Origin of the sequence: Lysinibacillus sphaericus (assembly GCF_001629735.1) — a bacterium.
Classification (GTDB): domain Bacteria; phylum Bacillota; class Bacilli; order Bacillales_A; family Planococcaceae; genus Lysinibacillus; species Lysinibacillus pinottii.
Genome location: NZ_CP015224.1, coordinates 984,885 through 1,001,166, shown reverse-complemented (window position 1 = coordinate 1,001,166; position 16,282 = coordinate 984,885). Strand labels below are relative to the sequence as shown.

The following is a 16,282-nucleotide window of genomic DNA, read 5'->3' as shown; positions in this document are numbered from 1 at the left end:
CTCCTCCTTAACATACAGATTTCTTACTTTCGCTCTTGGAACCCGTCCTTCTACATGGACATCCATCTTCCTTTTAAACTCATATCTGTCCAATTATATCTAGCGATGATTGACGACGTGTAAACCTTAATCCAACTACTCCCCTTCTACCCTTCAATTTTTTTCTAATATAGCATACTGGCCATTGGCTAGCTGCTTAATGGCAGTTAAAAAGAGAAGCCTATAGCTTGGGCTTCTCCGGAAATAAAGTACCTACTTCTGTTAGGGTTGTCGCTAAATCGTGACGATAGAGTGCATGCTGTTTATCTAGGCTATTGATGGTCACTTCGTTCCCACCAAGGGAAGAATGAACATACAAATTATCGCCCATGTATAAAGCTATATGACCTGGAAAATAGAGCAAATCACCTTTTTGTCTACTTTCTTTCTCTATTTTCACAATAGGAAAGCCCTCCACCATTTTAGCATCCCTAAAAATAGTAACCCCATTTAACATATAAGCCATTGAACATAAGCCGGAGCAATCGATTCCTAATGGTGATTTGCCACCCCAGCGATAAGGTGTAGCTAGATAGCCTAACGCTGTTTCGATCACGTTTTCTCGAAAAGAATGCTCGGTTATTTGCGTTTGAGATCGCTTTGCCTGTAGCCACTTAGTGCGAACATAGCCTATTTTTCCCGACACTAATTGTACAGCAGACCATTCTTCTGGTACGTCCTCTTGCGTAACAACGCCTATACTAGAACCTTTCACAAGAGTCATCAGCTTTGTGCTTTGGATACGAGGCTGCTGTAAAACATCTGCAAAACTTTGAATAATGATATGCTGTGCTTCTCTATGCCATAACGATACCTTATCTTCATCCAGCAGCAAATCAGCCTTCTGACAATATCCTTTATAACGATAGGCAGTTTGGACATATACCCAATCCTCATGACAGTCTGTCAGAATATCTACTGTCATGCCATAAAAAACTTCATCTATTAATTCAGAAGTTTCATCAGGCTTGACATGCAAATTGGCAATCATAGCTTTAATGATAGACTTCATTGCTGTTCCTCCCTCTGCTCCATCATATGGTCATAAACCACTTTTGAAAAACGACCAATAAGTTGGCGAGCCAACTCATTTTCCGTTACGTTTGTTATGAAAACACCAATCAGATAATCAATTGAGTTACTGTAGACAATACCTACATCATGATCGACTGTGTCAAGCCCTCCTGTTTTATGGGCTAGCTTTACATCATCTACGAGGTAGCGCTTTAAGCCTTCATGTGCGCGTTGTCTATTTAAAATATCGATGACAAGCCTATTGTAAGGTGGTGCTAGTAAATCCTGTTGATAAATACGTGTAAAAAGGTGAGCCATGTCCCATGCAGACGTAAAGTTGTCTAAACCCATTGCAAGGCGCTCGACATCCATCATTTTTCGCTGTAGCAACGTTTCCTGTAAGCCTATTTGACGGAAATAATCATTTAAAAATTCCATTCCTACTACATCAATTAGGACGTTTGTTGCTGTATTGTCACTTGTTATAATCATCCATACTAGTAGCTCATAAACGGTGCTTTGCGTCAGACGTTGCTCGCTTATTACACTAAAATCTACCCAATCAGCAGGAGATATGGGTAAGGACGAATGAAGGGATATGCTGTATTTCTCAAAATACGCTAAAGCAGCTAGAAGAATCGGCACTTTAATAATACTAGCACTCGAAAATGCCTCCCCTATTTGATGGCTAAATAGGAATTGCTCATTCTTTGGATTTTTTACAAAGAGGTGCACTTTGTAGGGAGTTTCATGGAGGAGGTCTTGGATTATTTTCTCCATATGACACCTACCTAACAACACGAATCTGATGATTGTCTGCATCCATCGTAATAGTTCTTCCTAAAGGCAGTGACAGCGTTGGTAAACAGTGTCCACACGCTATTCCTGAAATAATGGGTTTGTTAAAAGGCAATAGAATTTCCTCAAAAATCGTTTGTAGCGATAAACTTTGTTCTGGCTTTTGTGGATTTTCAGGTCCGCAATTGGTCCATGCTCCTAATAAGATACCTGCTACGTCATCTAATTTCCCCGCTAGCTTTAATTGCGTTAACATTCGGTCAACTCGTTGTTCACTTTCATCAATATCTTCTAAAAATAGAATTTTCCCTTTTGTATCAATTTCATAGGGTGTCCCAAGTGATGCTGTCACTAATGTTAAATTGCCCCCAATAAGTGTTCCTGTAGCACTTCCAGCTACGAGTTTAGACATTGGTTGATCTACAGGATTTTTTAAGTCATACTCCTCCATCTCTTCTGCCATTATGTGCTGACAAAAGGATTGCCAAGTATAATCGTCCATTTCCTGCCTAATAAACTCAGTCGAAGGCATGGGTGTATGGTACGTAACAAAGCCACTTAGCTGGTTGAAGGCTATATGTAAAGCCGTCACATCACTATAGCCTGCAAAGACTTTAGGATTCGCCCTCATTACCTCAAAATCTAAAAGTGGTAAAATTTTCGTTGCCCCATAGCCACCACGAACACAAAATATGCCGTCAATCGTTGGATCCTGAAACATTCGATGAACATCCGCCGCCCGCTGATGATCAGTGCCCGCTAAATAACCATGTCGCACGTGACACGTCTCTCCAACGACCACCTTCAACCCAAGCTTTTCAATACTCGCTATAGCCGGCTGTAATCTTTCCGGTGGAGTAGCACCTGAAGCACTTAGTAGACCAATTGTGTCACCTTTTTTCAAAGCCTTTGGACGAATCATTCATTTACCTCCCGTTTCAATAAAGTACGATAAACTGTTAATTCTTCTTCATTAGCTAAAATAAAATGTCCATCCTCAATTTCCACAAATGAAGGAGGACTGTCATCATAACGATGTTGTGTTGGATCATAAATCTCTACCACTTTCTCTCGTTCCCTATAAGGGTTTGGCTCCGGTACAGCTGATAGTAAAGCTCTCGTATACGGATGAAGTGGATGGATGAAAAGCCGCTCAGTTTCGGCTAGCTCGACAATTTTTCCTTTATAAATGACGGCCGTACGATCCGTGATAAAACGGACAACGGATAGATCATGAGCAATAAATAAAAAGGTTAAATGATTTTGCCGTTGAAGATTTGCTAATAAATTCAATACCTGTGCCCGAATAGATACGTCTAAGGCAGATATTGGCTCATCAGCGATAATAAATTCTGGTTCCATCACTAATGCACGAGCAATGCCAATACGTTGGCGTTGACCACCAGAAAATTCGTGAGGAAATCGATTCGAAAATTCTGGAAGTAGACCTACGTTTAATAGTGCCTTGCGTACCTTTTCCTGACGTTCTGCCTCATCTTTATATTTTTTGAAAGGATATAATCCTTCCGACACGATATAATCAACTTTTGCACGTTCATTGAGCGACGCCATCGGGTCCTGAAAAATCATTTGGATTTTCTGGGTAATTTCCAAATCCCAATCTTTTGGAATTTTCCCATGAATAGTTTTGCCATGATATAAAATTTGTCCCTCTGTAACCTCGTTGATGCGCATAATAGACCGCCCAATCGTTGTTTTCCCTGAACCTGATTCACCTACTAAACCAAATGTTTCGCCTTTAAAAATATGAAAACTAACATCATCAATGACCGTAAATGTATCTTTCCCCTTGCCAAAATTGACGGTTAAATTTTTCACTTCTAGTAACACTTCTTTATCACTCACTAGCATACTGCCTCCCCTCTGCAAAAAAGGCTTGTAAGGCAGCAGGAGGTTCTACCTTTGGGGCAAGTGGATCTAATAACCATGTTCGTGCATAATGCGTGTCACTAACCTGAAAAAAAGGTGGGCGCTCGATAAAATCAATTTTCAGCGCATATTCGTTGCGCGGCGCAAAGGCATCACCCTTTATTTCCTGAAAAAGATTGGGCGGCGTCCCTTTGATCGAATACAACGCTTCTCCCTTGGAGCCGAGCTGCGGTAAGGAGGAAATAAGGGCCCATGTATAAGGGTGCTTACTATTAAAGAAAATTTCATGAGTTTCCCCCACCTCAATCACATCACCCGCATACATCACCGCGATACGGTCTGCCACCTTGGCGACGACGCCTAAATCGTGCGTAATATAGACAATCGTTAAGCCATACTTCTGTTGGAGATTTTTTAATAGCTGCAAAATTTGTGCTTGAATGGTTACATCTAAAGCGGTTGTTGGTTCATCACATAGTAAAATATTTGGCTTACAGGCGATCGCAATCGCAATGACAATACGTTGACGCATCCCACCAGAAAATTCATGTGGGTATTGCTTATAGCGTTTTTTCACATCATGGATTCCAACATCTGTGAGTAATTTTAATGTTTCTTCATAAGCCTCCTTCCCCTTCAAGCCTTGATGTAACAATACACATTCCTCAATTTGCTTCCCGATCGTTTTTAACGGATTTAAAGATGTCATCGGGTCCTGCGTCACCATCGCTATTTCCTTTCCTCGTATCCGAAGCCATTCTTGCTCTGTCGTAAATTGGCCTAGATCCTGTGCTCGATAAATGATTCTGCCCTTTTTAATGCTGCCGTTTTTGTCGAGCAAGCCCATAATGGACTTCATGAGCACGGATTTGCCAGAACCAGATTCACCAACAATAGCTAAGCTTTCCCCTTTATAAATATCCAGAGAAATATCTCGAATTGCTGTTAATACACGACCACGTAATGTGAATTGAATGACTAAATTTTGGATAACTAATAGGCGTGATTTTTTAGATGTCACTAATTTCATCTCCTTATACATGGTTTTTCGGATCTGCTGCATCTGCAAAGGAATTACCAATAATATAAAACGCAATAGTAATGACACTTAATACAATACTCGGAAAAATTAGCTGATATCGTAAGTCTGGCGACATCATGAGCACACGCCCTTCATTGATTAAATTACCTAAGGACGGTTCACTAATTGGCAGCCCTAAGCCAATATACGTTAAAAATACCTCTGCCCCTATGGCAAAGGGAATAGCTAGACTCAACCGTAACATAATGACAGAAATTAAATAGGGTAGTAGATTTTTAAAAATGATACGGTAATCCGGTGTCCCTAAGCATTTAGAGGCTAAGTTGTATTCACGGTCGCGTAAAATAACAATTTGATTGCGAATAAATCTAGCCATTTCCACCCACCCCGTTATACACATGGCGATAATAATCGTTGATATACTTGGTCGTAAAATATAAGACATTAAAATCAGGACAATGGTTGTTGGGATATTATCAACAACGTTATACAGTTGTGTAATAGGCACCTCTAGCTTTCGCGAAAAGCCCCATAGTGTTCCAACTGTAATCCCAACCACGGCTTCTACTAAAGCGACTACACAGCCGATAAATAAGGATGTCCTTGTCCCCGCCCAAATTCGTGACCATAAATCCTGCCCAATTGAGTTTGTACCAAACCAAAACTCAGCATTAGGGGAAATATTACGTGCCTGCATCCCAGTTTGCTCATCTAGGTAAATTTCCGTTGGTGATTTTTGTGCTGGTAAATACGGCTGTAGGATCGTAAACCCAACAATTATAAGCACGCCAACTAATAAAAACACAGCTAGTCGATTTTTCAAAAAGGATTGCCATGTGGAACGCCAATATGAGTAATTAGAATGACCTGTTTCTTCTGCTTGTCGCGCATCGACTTCCACAAATTCAAACAATGTTTCCCGTGATTTATTAGAAATATTATGAATTTCATTCGTATACATGCCCATTAGCGTACTCCGCCTCCCTTGCCTAGTTTAATCCGAGGATCAACAAGCGCCATGGCAATATCCCCTAAAATAAGTCCGATGATACCAAGGGAGGAGAACACCAGCACTAAGCCTTGGACAATCGTATTATCCTGTCGTTGAATCGCATCAACGAGTAAGCCCCCCATCCCTGGGATGGAATACAAAGATTCTATATAAATAGAGCCCGTAATGGTGAACAAAATAGTGGCAGGTAAATATTGCGCCATTGGGATAAAGGCATTTCGTAAAACATGCTTGAACATTAATGTTCGTTCCTTTACTCCCTTAGCTCTCGCAAGTTTAATATAGTCCTTGTTCAATTCATCCACCATATAACGTCTCATCCACATCGCATAGGAGGCTGTAGGAGCCAACGCCATGGAGGTTAATGGAAGAATCCATGTAATCGGTCTATATTCATCAAAGAGCATCGGCAATTGAAAAAGATCTGTAATATACATTTGTATCACTAAATAATAAACAGCTGCAGGTACAGCTACGACAAAAACAATATAGCCTGTCCCAAGTCGATCGAGCCAACGCCCCTTACGATAAGCCATCATAATACCTAGCGGCACACCAATTAAGAGTGAAAGGGCAACAGCTCCTAAACCAAAAAGTAGTGAATATATAATTTTGTCCCCAATAATCGTTGTAACAGGTACATCCGTTCGATAGGTCACCGATTTCCCGAGATCCCCTTGTAATAATTTCGTGTAAAAGTTTCCTAGCTGGATAAGCAATGGATCCCGTAATCCTAGATTCGTTAAATAGATTTCTTGCTGAGCAGGAGACATTTTATCGGCTGCCGCACCTAAATATCCTTCCTCTGGCATTAATCGTAATAACGAAAAAACAATAGTAATAATAATAAAAAGGGTGAACACGGATTGTAAGAGTCGTTTTCCTATATAGTGCAACATCGCGCCATCCTCCTATGTCAAAAAGACTAAAGGAGATGCCGACTGTTCCTTTCGGTATCTCCTTTTTCATCTACGATCCCCTACTACTTTTTAGCATTAGCCAAAGCGTCAGCACGCTCTTGTTCCCACTGAGCAAGCGCTTTCTTAAAGTCTTCATTACTCATTGGTTTTTCCAAAACTTGCTGGCCTTTAAATTTCTCAGCAGTCACACCAAATGGTGAATACTGTGCCTCAAAAGGATTTAATTTAGATGCAACATAGCCACTACCACCAACGGAATAGGGTATTACAAAAGCTTCTTCAATTAAAAAGGCCTCTGCCTTTGCAAATAGCTCATAACGTTTTGCCACATCAATCGTTACTTTTGCTTCATCCACAAGGTTTTGATACGTCGTTTTTCCATTGGCTTCTGTATACCCCTCAGCTAATTCAGGTTTATTATAAGTACCATCCACTGTAAATGGATCCGTATACGTGGATGGATCCGCATAATCTGGACCCCAGTTCGCTTCTAAAAGCGCAAATTTGCCAGGACGACGCACCTCAGATAAAAAGCCTGTCGCTGGACCTGCCTCAACAATAATGTCGACATAATCTGTCCCGAGTAATTTTTCAATTTGCTGCTCCACTACTTGGGAACGATTAGCCCAGTCTGGACTACCAGCATTATATGGCAATAACACTTTTACAGGGAATGTAGCTTTTCCCGCTAATGCCGCTTTGGCTTTTTCTTTGAACTCAAGTGCTAGTTCTTTATGAAAGGAATCTTCATTGGAAATAGCTGCAAGCGGCGTTAATTGTGTGTAATCTACCCCTTCAACATCTACAAAGTTTTTTGGGGTAATCGTGTTGCTCAGCAAATCGGCTGGATTATAAGGCTCCATCGTTAGCATGGCGGAAACACGGTCCAGGGCATGAAATATTGATTTTCGGAAATTTTTGTTGTTGACGGCGACCTTCCAGTTATCTGGTTCATATTCTGCGTCAAATTGTGGGTTAAAGTTGAGAGCGTAGAAGTAGGTATAGAAGTTATTTTGTGTTTGACGAACTTGAGATTTTTTCTTATCATCCTTAAACCATTCATCAATAATGGAAGTAGGAATACTTGCGGAATCAATTTCTCCACGTAAAAACAGTTCAGGTGCTACCGTTGCTGCTTCTTTATTATATTTGTAGCGGATACGGTCAATCAGTACTTTGTCTTTATCCCAATACGTATTATTTTTTACTAGAACACGCTCATTTTGTGGCTCAAATTTATCTAAAATATAAGCGCCATTATAAAGGAAATTTTCCCGTGTTGTGCCAAAGTCCACCCCTTTTTCTGCAATGAACTTACCATTCACTGGGAAGAAACAAACGTAGTTTAACATAGAAAGAAAATAAGGTGTTGATGCTTCTAAAGTATATTCTACTGTATGTTCATCCAACGCCTTTATGCCTACCTGCTTGAAATCCGTTATGTCACCGTTATAGAATGCCTCTCCATTTTTTACAACTGTCGCAATCCAGGCTGTCGAGGATTCATTTTTGGCATCAAGAACATATTGTAAACCGTCCACAAAATCCTGTGCAAGTACATTCGCATATTCTTTCCCTTCATGTGTCACCCATTTGGCGTCATCACGCAATTTAAAGGTCCATACAGTGGCATCTTCATTTGCCGACCATTCCTTCGCTAATCCTGGCTGGACTACCCCGTACTTATCATATTCAATGAGACCATCCACCATATTCGCCGCCACCGCAAATTCATTCGTTTCAGACGTTTTTAAATAATTTAATGTTTTAATTTCCCCTGAATACACCACGCGATATTCTGATGCTTTTTCACTCGATGATTCATCATTACAGGCTACACAAAACAATACGACCAGACATACGAAAAGCCACCCATATTTTCTCACATGCATCCCCCTAGTCCTCTTTTTATAATGAAAATCCTATTGAAGGACCGATGACATGACCCTCAATAGGATTTTTCAAACATTCGCTAGGTCAGTCTCTATTGACTATCTCTCTATAGATGCCAACCAAAACTACTTATTCAACATGACAACAGCGTGTCCTATTGGCCCACACGTTCCTAAGTTAAAGCCCATCCTCACAGTCAAGTTAAAAATTGCAAAATACGTAGTACTTCATAAAAATCATCCGTGTTGAATTCTACAGAATTATGTGGTTTAAATGTGGCATTTGGATAAAAGGAATTACGATAAGCCCGTGTATGATCTCGATATATGATTTCTATCATAAAGCGCTCTGGCAATGGTACCTGAATATGCTCACGTGGCACCTTCATCGAGGACTCTACCAGTCTTTTGGTTTCCATAAGCGTTAGCTTCGGGCTGACACTAATAGTTGCATTCCCGATTCCTTCTTTTGTCGCGAAGGTCACAATGTTTTCATTGACGGTCTGAATTTCTTCAGTCAAGCCAACATCCCCACTGACAAACGAAACAGGAACACCATGTAGTGCCGCTGCATACGTATTAATTAAAAATTCACTCGCATACTCACCATTTATTTTGACATCTGCATACGTGCAAAGTGTATGGGCAAGCGGATTACGCGCACTTCCCCCTTTACTGTGATAGCCAATAAAAATCGCACGGTCAAAGCTTTGATCGAGACCCGCAACCATACACATCGGATCGTAAGTCCAGCCACGGATTACCTTACAGTTGATAGGTAAATTAGAAATATCGAGATTGCGTGCTGAATCGTGTGCATCCTTCAATAGTATTTCTGTTGCTCCCCCCGCTATCGCCCCTTCAATGGCAGCCTCTACTTCTTGTGTCATTTGTTTTTGAAAAAATTGATAGTCAGGTGCATTTAACTCTGTTTCACTCCAGGTAGTTGTACCCGTAATGCCTTCTATATCGGCGCTAATATAAACCTTCATTGATATCGAATCTCCTTTATTTCATGATTTTGAATCGTTACCTGAATGGCTCCGTAACAGGCCGTTTTAGCTTGAACTCGTCTTGCCCACGCCACGTTATGAAAATCGTAATGCCACCATTCCTCTGCATAATTACTAAAGCCTACTTGTATCATACAGTTGTATAATAAACGTCGATGTTGACAAGCCTCTGGATTTTCATTTGAGTTATGTTCAAAATAGCGTGTAGCTGATTTTTCATTCATTTCATCAAAGGCTGTACCGAGATTCAAAGCTTTCCCTTGTCTATCAGCAAGCGTTATATCAATAGCACCTCCTGTTAAATGGGGTGCTAAATGAGCAGCCTCTGCGCTTGGTAAGGCGACATACTTTTTAGTTGTCTGCAGTAATTCTTGTTCTGTAGCATGTGGCAGAATGTGGGCCAATTGGTTTAAAAAATAACTAAATAAATACTGTTGAACTTGGAATGGGCGATAGCCATCATAGATTAGCAGGCTAAAATCCTCCGGTAATAGGGTCAAAGCATGCTGCAAGCGTTCAAACAAACCTTCACGTACATAAATGCCTCGTAAACTATTAGGAATCTTTTGCTGATAGTAAATAGGTTCAACAAAAATTCTTCTATGAAAACCTGTAATCTCGATAAGAGGCTCTTGGCTTTCGATAACAGATGGCCTCTCAGGTGAATTTTCATTTGAAGTCGTTCCAATTGGTTGAAAGAGGTTTACAATACTAGAACACCTCCTTAATTATTAGATTATTCAGTTTTTTAAAATGAATGTTATCATATCTCTCTAGCATTGACTAGATAAAAATACAATTATTACAAATTAGTGGGTATTCTCTTAAAAAGATTCCTAATCCAGCAAAATGTCGTCGAAAAATATCTTTTATCCTCTATTTAAGGATTTTATTCATCTCATGGCCCTCACATGCTAAAAAAATGTTGAATCTAGTGTACTTACGCAAAAAAAGGTTATTGAAACACTGTCTATGTCTCAATAACCTTTTCGCTATGCTTTTTGAAATGAGTAGGCTTCTACTTGATGTCCGTTGCGACCAATTGTGGTTTGTGCCTGAGCTAGTGAATTGAGAATGGCTTCCTCAGTTACCTCTGCCGCAGCCGCAAATAACTGATTCATCACGGGATGATCCTCACGGAGTTGAGTTCTTGTTTCTACAAGCTGTTCAGAAATATGTGGGATGTTGTGTGCAGTTGTAAAGCCTATCACAATGTCTCCACTGCCATGTGAGTAATGACTGCCTGTTCGACCTAAACCTATCCCACAGCGTTTAATGACTCTCTTCAACTGACGACTACTTAGTGGAGCATCGGTGGCAAGGACTATAATAATCGAACCATCTGTTGGCGCTAGGGTCGATGCACATTGGATGGAGGAAGCAGCATAACGTTCAGCTAAAAATTCTGAGCTGTGCCCAAAATTACTGAGCACCATGCAGCCCACCGTATAGCTAATTTCTTCTTTATCAACTTTGACAATTCGAGAAGAGGAGCCAATTCCCCCTTTATAGCCAAAACACATCATTCCTTTTCCAGCGCCAATTGCCCCTTCCTGTGCTGTATTCGGAGAGGCATTACGAATGGCTTCTACGGCATGCTCAGGTGTTACGGGACATGCTCGGATGGAATTTAAATAGCTATCATTGCATTCACCTACAACAATATTGATGGTGCCAGTCGTTTGACCTATATCCTCATTCATGTCGAGCATATAACGTAGTGCTCCCTGCATAACGGCTGGTACACCAAAAGTATTTGTGAGCATAATTGGTGATTCAATCACACCTAGCTCATTCACCTGCACAAGCCCAGTTGTTTTGCCGAAACCATTTAACACATGGCTAGCTGCTGTAACTTTGTGCTGAAATAAATTCCCCCCGTGCGGTAAAATAGCTGTGACACCTGTACAGGCGTAAGCTCCTTCATGATCTATCGACTCATCCAATGTGACATGTCCTACTCGTACCCCTTCAACATCAGTAATACAGTTTTTCTGCCCAGCTGGTAACACACCCACTTCAATGCCGAATTGCCTTACCTTTCCCTGCATATTACGTTTCCTCCTGAATCGCCATTGACACCGCCGCCTGGGCATGAATCATCGTTGTATCAAAGACTGGAACACGGATATCCTGCTGCTGAATGAGCAGGCCAATTTCGGTACAGCCAAGAATTACTCCTTGCGCTCCTGCCTCCACAAGCTCATTAATTACTTGAATGTAATAGGACTTGGAATTTGGGATGATACTCCCCAAACATAATTCCTCATAAATGATCCGGTTAACTTCCATACGTGAATGACGTTCTGGCACAATAACCGCTATTCCATAGCCCTCTACTCTCGACCTATAAAATTCCTGTTCCATTGTGTACATAGTGCCGAGGAGAGCTACTTTTTGTAGTCCAGCCTTTTTTATTTGTTGAGCCGTGGCATCAGCAATATGTAATATGGGGATAGTGATGGCCTCCTCCATAACCTCTACGACCTTATGCATCGTATTGGTACATATAACGATAAAATCTGCACCTGCTCGTTCAAGTGACAGTGCGGCTTGCGCAAGCACAATGCCAGCTTTGTCCCATTGTCCCCTCGCTTGAAAATGCTCAATTTGCTGGAAATCAACACTATACAAAATACATGTAGCAGAATGAAGGCCCCCTAGCTGTAGTTTGACCTGTTCATTTACTAACCTATAATATTCAGCAGAGGATTCCCAGCTCATACCGCCAATCAAGCCGATTGTTTTCATCATCAAAACTCCCTCCTTTTATTCTATTTATTATACATATTAGCCGAATAAAAATGAGAGAATTTTCGGAATTTACCACTCTTATAGGAAAACTCAAAACTTTATTATAATTTATTATATTAGAAAGGTTGATTTTTCATAAAAAAACAGTGTAGACTAAAGCGTACTGTGAAAGGAGGAATAACTTATGGAATGGATTTCAAATATTGTTGATAGTGGAAATAATATTTTATGGACATATATCCTGATTATCTTATTATTAGCTGCTGGACTATATTTTTCATTTGGTACAAAATTTGTACAAATTCGTCTTTTTCCTGAAATGTTTCGTCTGATTGTCGAAAAAAGGGAGGGAGATTCAGGGGTTTCGCCATTCCAAGCCTTTACGATTAGTGCCGCTTCACGTGTAGGCACTGGGAACATTACAGGTGTTGCCTTAGCCATTGGTGTCGGTGGACCAGGTGCAGTATTTTGGATGTGGATTATTGCTATTTTAGGAATGGCAACAGCCTTCATTGAAAGTACTTTAGCACAGGTCTATAAAGTAAAGGATGGCGATACTTTCCGAGGTGGACCTGCCTATTACATGGAAAAAGCGTTAGGTCAAAGAAAACTAGGTATCATTTTTAGTATTCTATTAACACTAAGTTTTGGATTTATATTTAATGCAGTGCAGTCTAACACAATTGCTACTTCGGTTGGGGAAGCATTTGATATAAGTCCAAAGCTCATTGGAGGCTTACTTGTAGCACTAACAGCATTAATTATTTTTGGTGGTGTACAAAGAATTGTAAAGGTAACGCAAGTCCTTGTACCTGTTATGGCCGTCTTCTATTTACTTGTAGCGCTTTTTGTTGTGGTGACAAATTTATCAGAAATACCGAATGTCTTTAAATTAATTTTCACACATGCATTTGGTCTACAAGAAGCTGCTGGTGGAGCAATTGGAGTCGCTATTATGCAAGGGGTACGTCGTGGTTTATTTTCAAATGAAGCTGGGATGGGTAGTGTGCCAAATGCTGCGGCGACTGCTAATACCTCACATCCTGCTAAGCAAGGACTTGTACAAAGCTTAGGTGTCTTTTTCGATACGATTATGATTTGTACAGCAACAGCCTTTATCATTATTTTAGCTGGCTTATATGATAAAGGTGAAAGTAATGGTATTATTTTGACGCAAAATTCCCTAGCTGTACACGTTGGGGATTGGGCTCCTTATTTTATTGCCATTTCCATTATCTTCTTTGCTTTCAGTTCGATTATCGGTAACTATTACTATGGTGAATCTAATATCGAATTTATAAATGCCCATAAGGGTTGGATGGTTATGTATCGCGTTCTAGTACTAGTCATGGTTATGTTCGGCTCTGTAGCACAAGTTCAACTTGTATGGAATTTAGCAGATTTATTTATGGGGCTCATGGCTTTCATCAATATTGCTATCATCATGATTCTTGGTAAAATTGCCTTCCTTGTATTAGATGATTTTACAGGCCAACGCAAAGCAGGTAAAAACCCTGTCTTTTATGCCAAATCAATTCCGACATTAAAAAATACTGATTGTTGGGAAGAAGATCGATAAAATAGGAATGCCCCTCCATTGCAATGAATGGAGGGGCGTTTTTTTAATATTTGAACTGACTAATCAGTTGTTTTAATTCATCGGCCATATGCGCAAGTGCTTGTGCCGAGGCATTGATTTCTTCCATTGATGCTAACTGTTCCTCAGTTGAGGCTGCAACATCTTCAGAAGCGGCTGCATTCCCTTTGGCTGAGAAGGCTAAATCTTCCGTCACTGCTGCTACCTCTTGCACACCAGCAGACATTTGCTCTGAGGCAGAAGAAACCTCTTCCATTTTTGGCGTAATTTCATTCATACTTGTCATAATGACTTGGAATTTCGTAATGGCTTCATCAGAAATATGTAAACCACTTTGAACATCCTCCGTTACCTTAGCCATAATACTTACAGATTGCTCTGTTTCTTGTTGAATTCCGCGAATCAATTCAAAAATTTGTTTAGCCGAATCCTGTGATTGCTCGGCAAGCTTACGGACTTCATCTGCTACAACTGCAAATCCTTTTCCATGCTCGCCTGCTCTTGCTGCTTCAATAGCGGCATTTAAAGCCAGTAAATTAGTTTGATCCGCAATGCTTGTAATGACGTCTAAAATGGATGTAATTTGCTGTGAACGTTCATGTAAGGTTTGAATTTTAGCATTAGAATCAGCAACAGATAAATGAATAGACTGCATTTGATCCTTTGTATTTTGAACAGCTTGTCCGCCCTCATCTGCCTGTAATGTCGCATGCTGTGAAAGGTCCGTCACAGCAGATGAAATTTCAGCAATATGAAGAATAGCTGTTGAAAGCTCATGTAATGATTCTGCATTTTTATTGGCACTAACAGTTTGACCATCTGCACTTGATGCAACATCTTGAATCGAAATTGCGACTTTTTCGGTTGCTATACTTGTTTGATTCGCATTAGCTGTTAGCTCTTCAGCAGACGATGCCACTTCCTCTGCATTTTGTTCAATTTTTTGAATAAGCGTCCGTAAACTTTCCTGCATATCATTAAAGGCCATTCCTAATTGCCCAATTTCATCATTCGAAGTTATCGTAACAGTTTCTGTCAGATCACCTTTACTAATCGTAACGGCGCTATCTTTTAATGCTTTAATTGGTTTAATGACAGCCTTCATCACGAAGTAGAAGATTATAGAACTAATAACGACAGCTGCAAGTAGCACTATAATGGTGTGAGTTAAAATCGATGAAGCCGATTCATCAATTTCCTTGGAAAAGATGGTACCTGTGATTTTCCAATTGGTTACTTCATTCGTCGTATAGAATAAAATACGATCATCGCCGTTAAAGACGTATTCATAGGTGCCAGAGGGACTTTCGTACATTTTATCGAGGAAACTTTCTTTTATCTTGCCACCCGCTTCGAGGGTAGGATGGGAAATGACCAGATTGTCTTCCCCAAAAATAGAGGGATAACCATTTTTCCCAATTCGAATGGAATCTGCAATTTTTTGAAGGTTTGTTAATTTAATATCAATAGCGACAACCCCTGACTGGTCCTTAATCTGTTTAGCCACCGTGACAACCATATCACCTGTTCCCGCATCCTTATACGGGTTAGTAATTAAAGTTTCACCTTTTAAAGCCGTCGCTTGTTTATACCAATCTCGATCTAATGGATTATAATCCGCATCATTCAATCTGGGTACTTGAGAAAACGAACCATCATTTGTTCCAACATAAATACTTAAAACGTCTGGATTAAGCTGTCCATATTGTTTAAACTTTGATTCAATAGACGTTTGAGATTGCTTAAATTGCTGTGCATCTATTTCACTACTAAACACTTGAATGTCATTCATCTTATCAGTAATCGTTTGATCAATTAGCTTATTTAGAATTCCTACACTTTCATTGGCGCTAAATAAGATTTCCTCTTCAATGGAATCCTTAGCTGATAAATAAGATAAACTACCTACAGATATAACAGGAATTAGTAATACTAGCGCAAATAGCGTATAAAGCTTGCCCTTAAAACTGCTAAATATTTTCTTCATATATTATTCTCCTTTTGTTTCTTGAAGTGAAAAATATCACTTGTCAGCCTGATATTTGCTACAACCGTTCCCACTCTGTATCTGTTTTACATCTCTCCCATAGCTTTTATCGGATGAAATATTATTTTTCAAACATAATTATGATTTTTTTATTATTCAGTCTTTACAGATACTCTAAATCCCTGTAATTGTCAGGAATAACTTCCTATTAGCCCACAACTTACTAATCAATAGCTACACGCTGAAATGGCTTCTATTGGTCTAGACTTTATAGAAATTGGAACTGCTGAACTGATAAAAAGGTAATAAAAAGAGGTTGTCCAA

At 40.0% G+C, this 16,282-nt stretch carries 14 protein-coding genes; 1 reads left to right on the top strand and 13 read right to left on the bottom strand.

The annotated features are described in order from the left end of the window. Window positions 1–220: 220 nt before the first annotated feature. From A2J09_RS04730 to A2J09_RS04675, 12 genes are all read right to left on the bottom strand, one after another. Window positions 221–1,051: a C40 family peptidase gene (locus A2J09_RS04730; protein ID WP_012293940.1), complete on the bottom strand. Its 831-nt coding sequence runs from the start codon at window positions 1,049–1,051 to the stop codon at window positions 221–223. Beyond that, window positions 1,048–1,833 carry a serine hydrolase gene (locus A2J09_RS04725; RefSeq protein WP_031419620.1) on the bottom strand — a complete coding sequence of 262 codons (786 nt, stop codon included), beginning with the start codon at window positions 1,831–1,833 and terminating at the stop codon, window positions 1,048–1,050. The genes A2J09_RS04730 and A2J09_RS04725 overlap by 4 nt, the downstream gene beginning before the upstream one ends. Before the next feature lie 7 nt (window positions 1,834–1,840). Then, window positions 1,841–2,773 carry a S66 peptidase family protein gene (locus tag A2J09_RS04720; RefSeq protein WP_012293938.1) on the bottom strand — a complete coding sequence of 311 codons (933 nt, stop codon included), beginning with the start codon at window positions 2,771–2,773 and terminating at the stop codon, window positions 1,841–1,843. Further along, window positions 2,770–3,723 carry an ATP-binding cassette domain-containing protein gene (locus A2J09_RS04715; RefSeq protein WP_012293937.1) on the bottom strand — a complete coding sequence of 318 codons (954 nt, stop codon included), beginning with the start codon at window positions 3,721–3,723 and terminating at the stop codon, window positions 2,770–2,772. The genes A2J09_RS04720 and A2J09_RS04715 overlap by 4 nt, the downstream gene beginning before the upstream one ends. Continuing rightward, window positions 3,710–4,783: an ABC transporter ATP-binding protein gene (locus tag A2J09_RS04710; RefSeq protein ID WP_012293936.1), complete on the bottom strand. Its 1,074-nt coding sequence runs from the start codon at window positions 4,781–4,783 to the stop codon at window positions 3,710–3,712. Before A2J09_RS04710 ends, A2J09_RS04715 begins: the two co-directional genes overlap by 14 nt. Continuing rightward, window positions 4,776–5,750 (bottom strand): ABC transporter permease, encoded by a 975-nt coding sequence (locus tag A2J09_RS04705; protein WP_012293935.1) that lies wholly within the window; start codon window positions 5,748–5,750, stop codon window positions 4,776–4,778. The genes A2J09_RS04710 and A2J09_RS04705 overlap by 8 nt, the downstream gene beginning before the upstream one ends. Then, entirely contained in the window at window positions 5,750–6,694 is a 945-nt protein-coding gene (locus A2J09_RS04700) for an ABC transporter permease (protein WP_036161306.1), read from the bottom strand. Before A2J09_RS04700 ends, A2J09_RS04705 begins: the two co-directional genes overlap by 1 nt. Window positions 6,695–6,777: 83 nt before the next feature. Continuing rightward, the gene (locus tag A2J09_RS04695) at window positions 6,778–8,607 is read right to left on the bottom strand and encodes a peptide ABC transporter substrate-binding protein (protein ID WP_036161304.1); all 1,830 of its coding nucleotides are present in this window, start codon (window positions 8,605–8,607) and stop codon (window positions 6,778–6,780) included. Window positions 8,608–8,804: 197 nt separating this feature from the next. Next, window positions 8,805–9,599 (bottom strand): M55 family metallopeptidase, encoded by a 795-nt coding sequence (locus A2J09_RS04690; protein WP_012293932.1) that lies wholly within the window; start codon window positions 9,597–9,599, stop codon window positions 8,805–8,807. After that, window positions 9,596–10,144 carry a M15 family metallopeptidase gene (locus tag A2J09_RS04685; RefSeq protein WP_012293931.1) on the bottom strand — a complete coding sequence of 183 codons (549 nt, stop codon included), beginning with the start codon at window positions 10,142–10,144 and terminating at the stop codon, window positions 9,596–9,598. Before A2J09_RS04685 ends, A2J09_RS04690 begins: the two co-directional genes overlap by 4 nt. A gap of 468 nt (window positions 10,145–10,612) precedes the next feature. Further along, on the bottom strand, window positions 10,613–11,671 hold the full coding sequence (locus A2J09_RS04680; protein ID WP_012293930.1) for a DmpA family aminopeptidase: 1,059 nt from the start codon (window positions 11,669–11,671) through the stop codon (window positions 10,613–10,615). A 1-nt stretch (window position 11,672) separates the two neighbouring features. Further along, the gene (locus tag A2J09_RS04675; protein WP_036162679.1) at window positions 11,673–12,371 is read right to left on the bottom strand and encodes an aspartate/glutamate racemase family protein; all 699 of its coding nucleotides are present in this window, start codon (window positions 12,369–12,371) and stop codon (window positions 11,673–11,675) included. A 187-nt stretch (window positions 12,372–12,558) separates the two neighbouring features. On the opposite strand from A2J09_RS04675, the gene A2J09_RS04670 reads away from it, so the two are divergent. Next, a complete protein-coding gene (locus A2J09_RS04670) occupies window positions 12,559–13,953 on the top strand; it encodes an alanine/glycine:cation symporter family protein (RefSeq protein WP_012293928.1) in 1,395 nt (464 codons plus the stop codon). Window positions 13,954–13,996: 43 nt separating this feature from the next. On the opposite strand, the gene A2J09_RS04665 is transcribed toward A2J09_RS04670, so the two are convergent. Continuing rightward, the gene (locus A2J09_RS04665) at window positions 13,997–15,958 is read right to left on the bottom strand and encodes a methyl-accepting chemotaxis protein (RefSeq protein WP_012293927.1); all 1,962 of its coding nucleotides are present in this window, start codon (window positions 15,956–15,958) and stop codon (window positions 13,997–13,999) included. Between the last annotated feature and the right edge of the window lie 324 nt (window positions 15,959–16,282).

Coding starts and splice junctions, on each gene's coding strand:
- A2J09_RS04730 (WP_012293940.1), bottom strand. CDS start 1,051: ATGAAGTCTATCATTAAAGCTATGATTGCCAATTTGCATGTCAAGCCT.
- A2J09_RS04725 (WP_031419620.1), bottom strand. CDS start 1,833: ATGGAGAAAATAATCCAAGACCTCCTCCATGAAACTCCCTACAAAGTG.
- A2J09_RS04720 (WP_012293938.1), bottom strand. CDS start 2,773: ATGATTCGTCCAAAGGCTTTGAAAAAAGGTGACACAATTGGTCTACTA.
- A2J09_RS04715 (WP_012293937.1), bottom strand. CDS start 3,723: ATGCTAGTGAGTGATAAAGAAGTGTTACTAGAAGTGAAAAATTTAACC.
- A2J09_RS04710 (WP_012293936.1), bottom strand. CDS start 4,783: ATGTATAAGGAGATGAAATTAGTGACATCTAAAAAATCACGCCTATTA.
- A2J09_RS04705 (WP_012293935.1), bottom strand. CDS start 5,750: ATGGGCATGTATACGAATGAAATTCATAATATTTCTAATAAATCACGG.
- A2J09_RS04700 (WP_036161306.1), bottom strand. CDS start 6,694: ATGTTGCACTATATAGGAAAACGACTCTTACAATCCGTGTTCACCCTT.
- A2J09_RS04695 (WP_036161304.1), bottom strand. CDS start 8,607: ATGCATGTGAGAAAATATGGGTGGCTTTTCGTATGTCTGGTCGTATTG.
- A2J09_RS04690 (WP_012293932.1), bottom strand. CDS start 9,599: ATGAAGGTTTATATTAGCGCCGATATAGAAGGCATTACGGGTACAACT.
- A2J09_RS04680 (WP_012293930.1), bottom strand. CDS start 11,671: ATGCAGGGAAAGGTAAGGCAATTCGGCATTGAAGTGGGTGTGTTACCA.
- A2J09_RS04675 (WP_036162679.1), bottom strand. CDS start 12,371: ATGAAAACAATCGGCTTGATTGGCGGTATGAGCTGGGAATCCTCTGCT.
- A2J09_RS04670 (WP_012293928.1), top strand. CDS start 12,559: ATGGAATGGATTTCAAATATTGTTGATAGTGGAAATAATATTTTATGG.
- A2J09_RS04665 (WP_012293927.1), bottom strand. CDS start 15,958: ATGAAGAAAATATTTAGCAGTTTTAAGGGCAAGCTTTATACGCTATTT.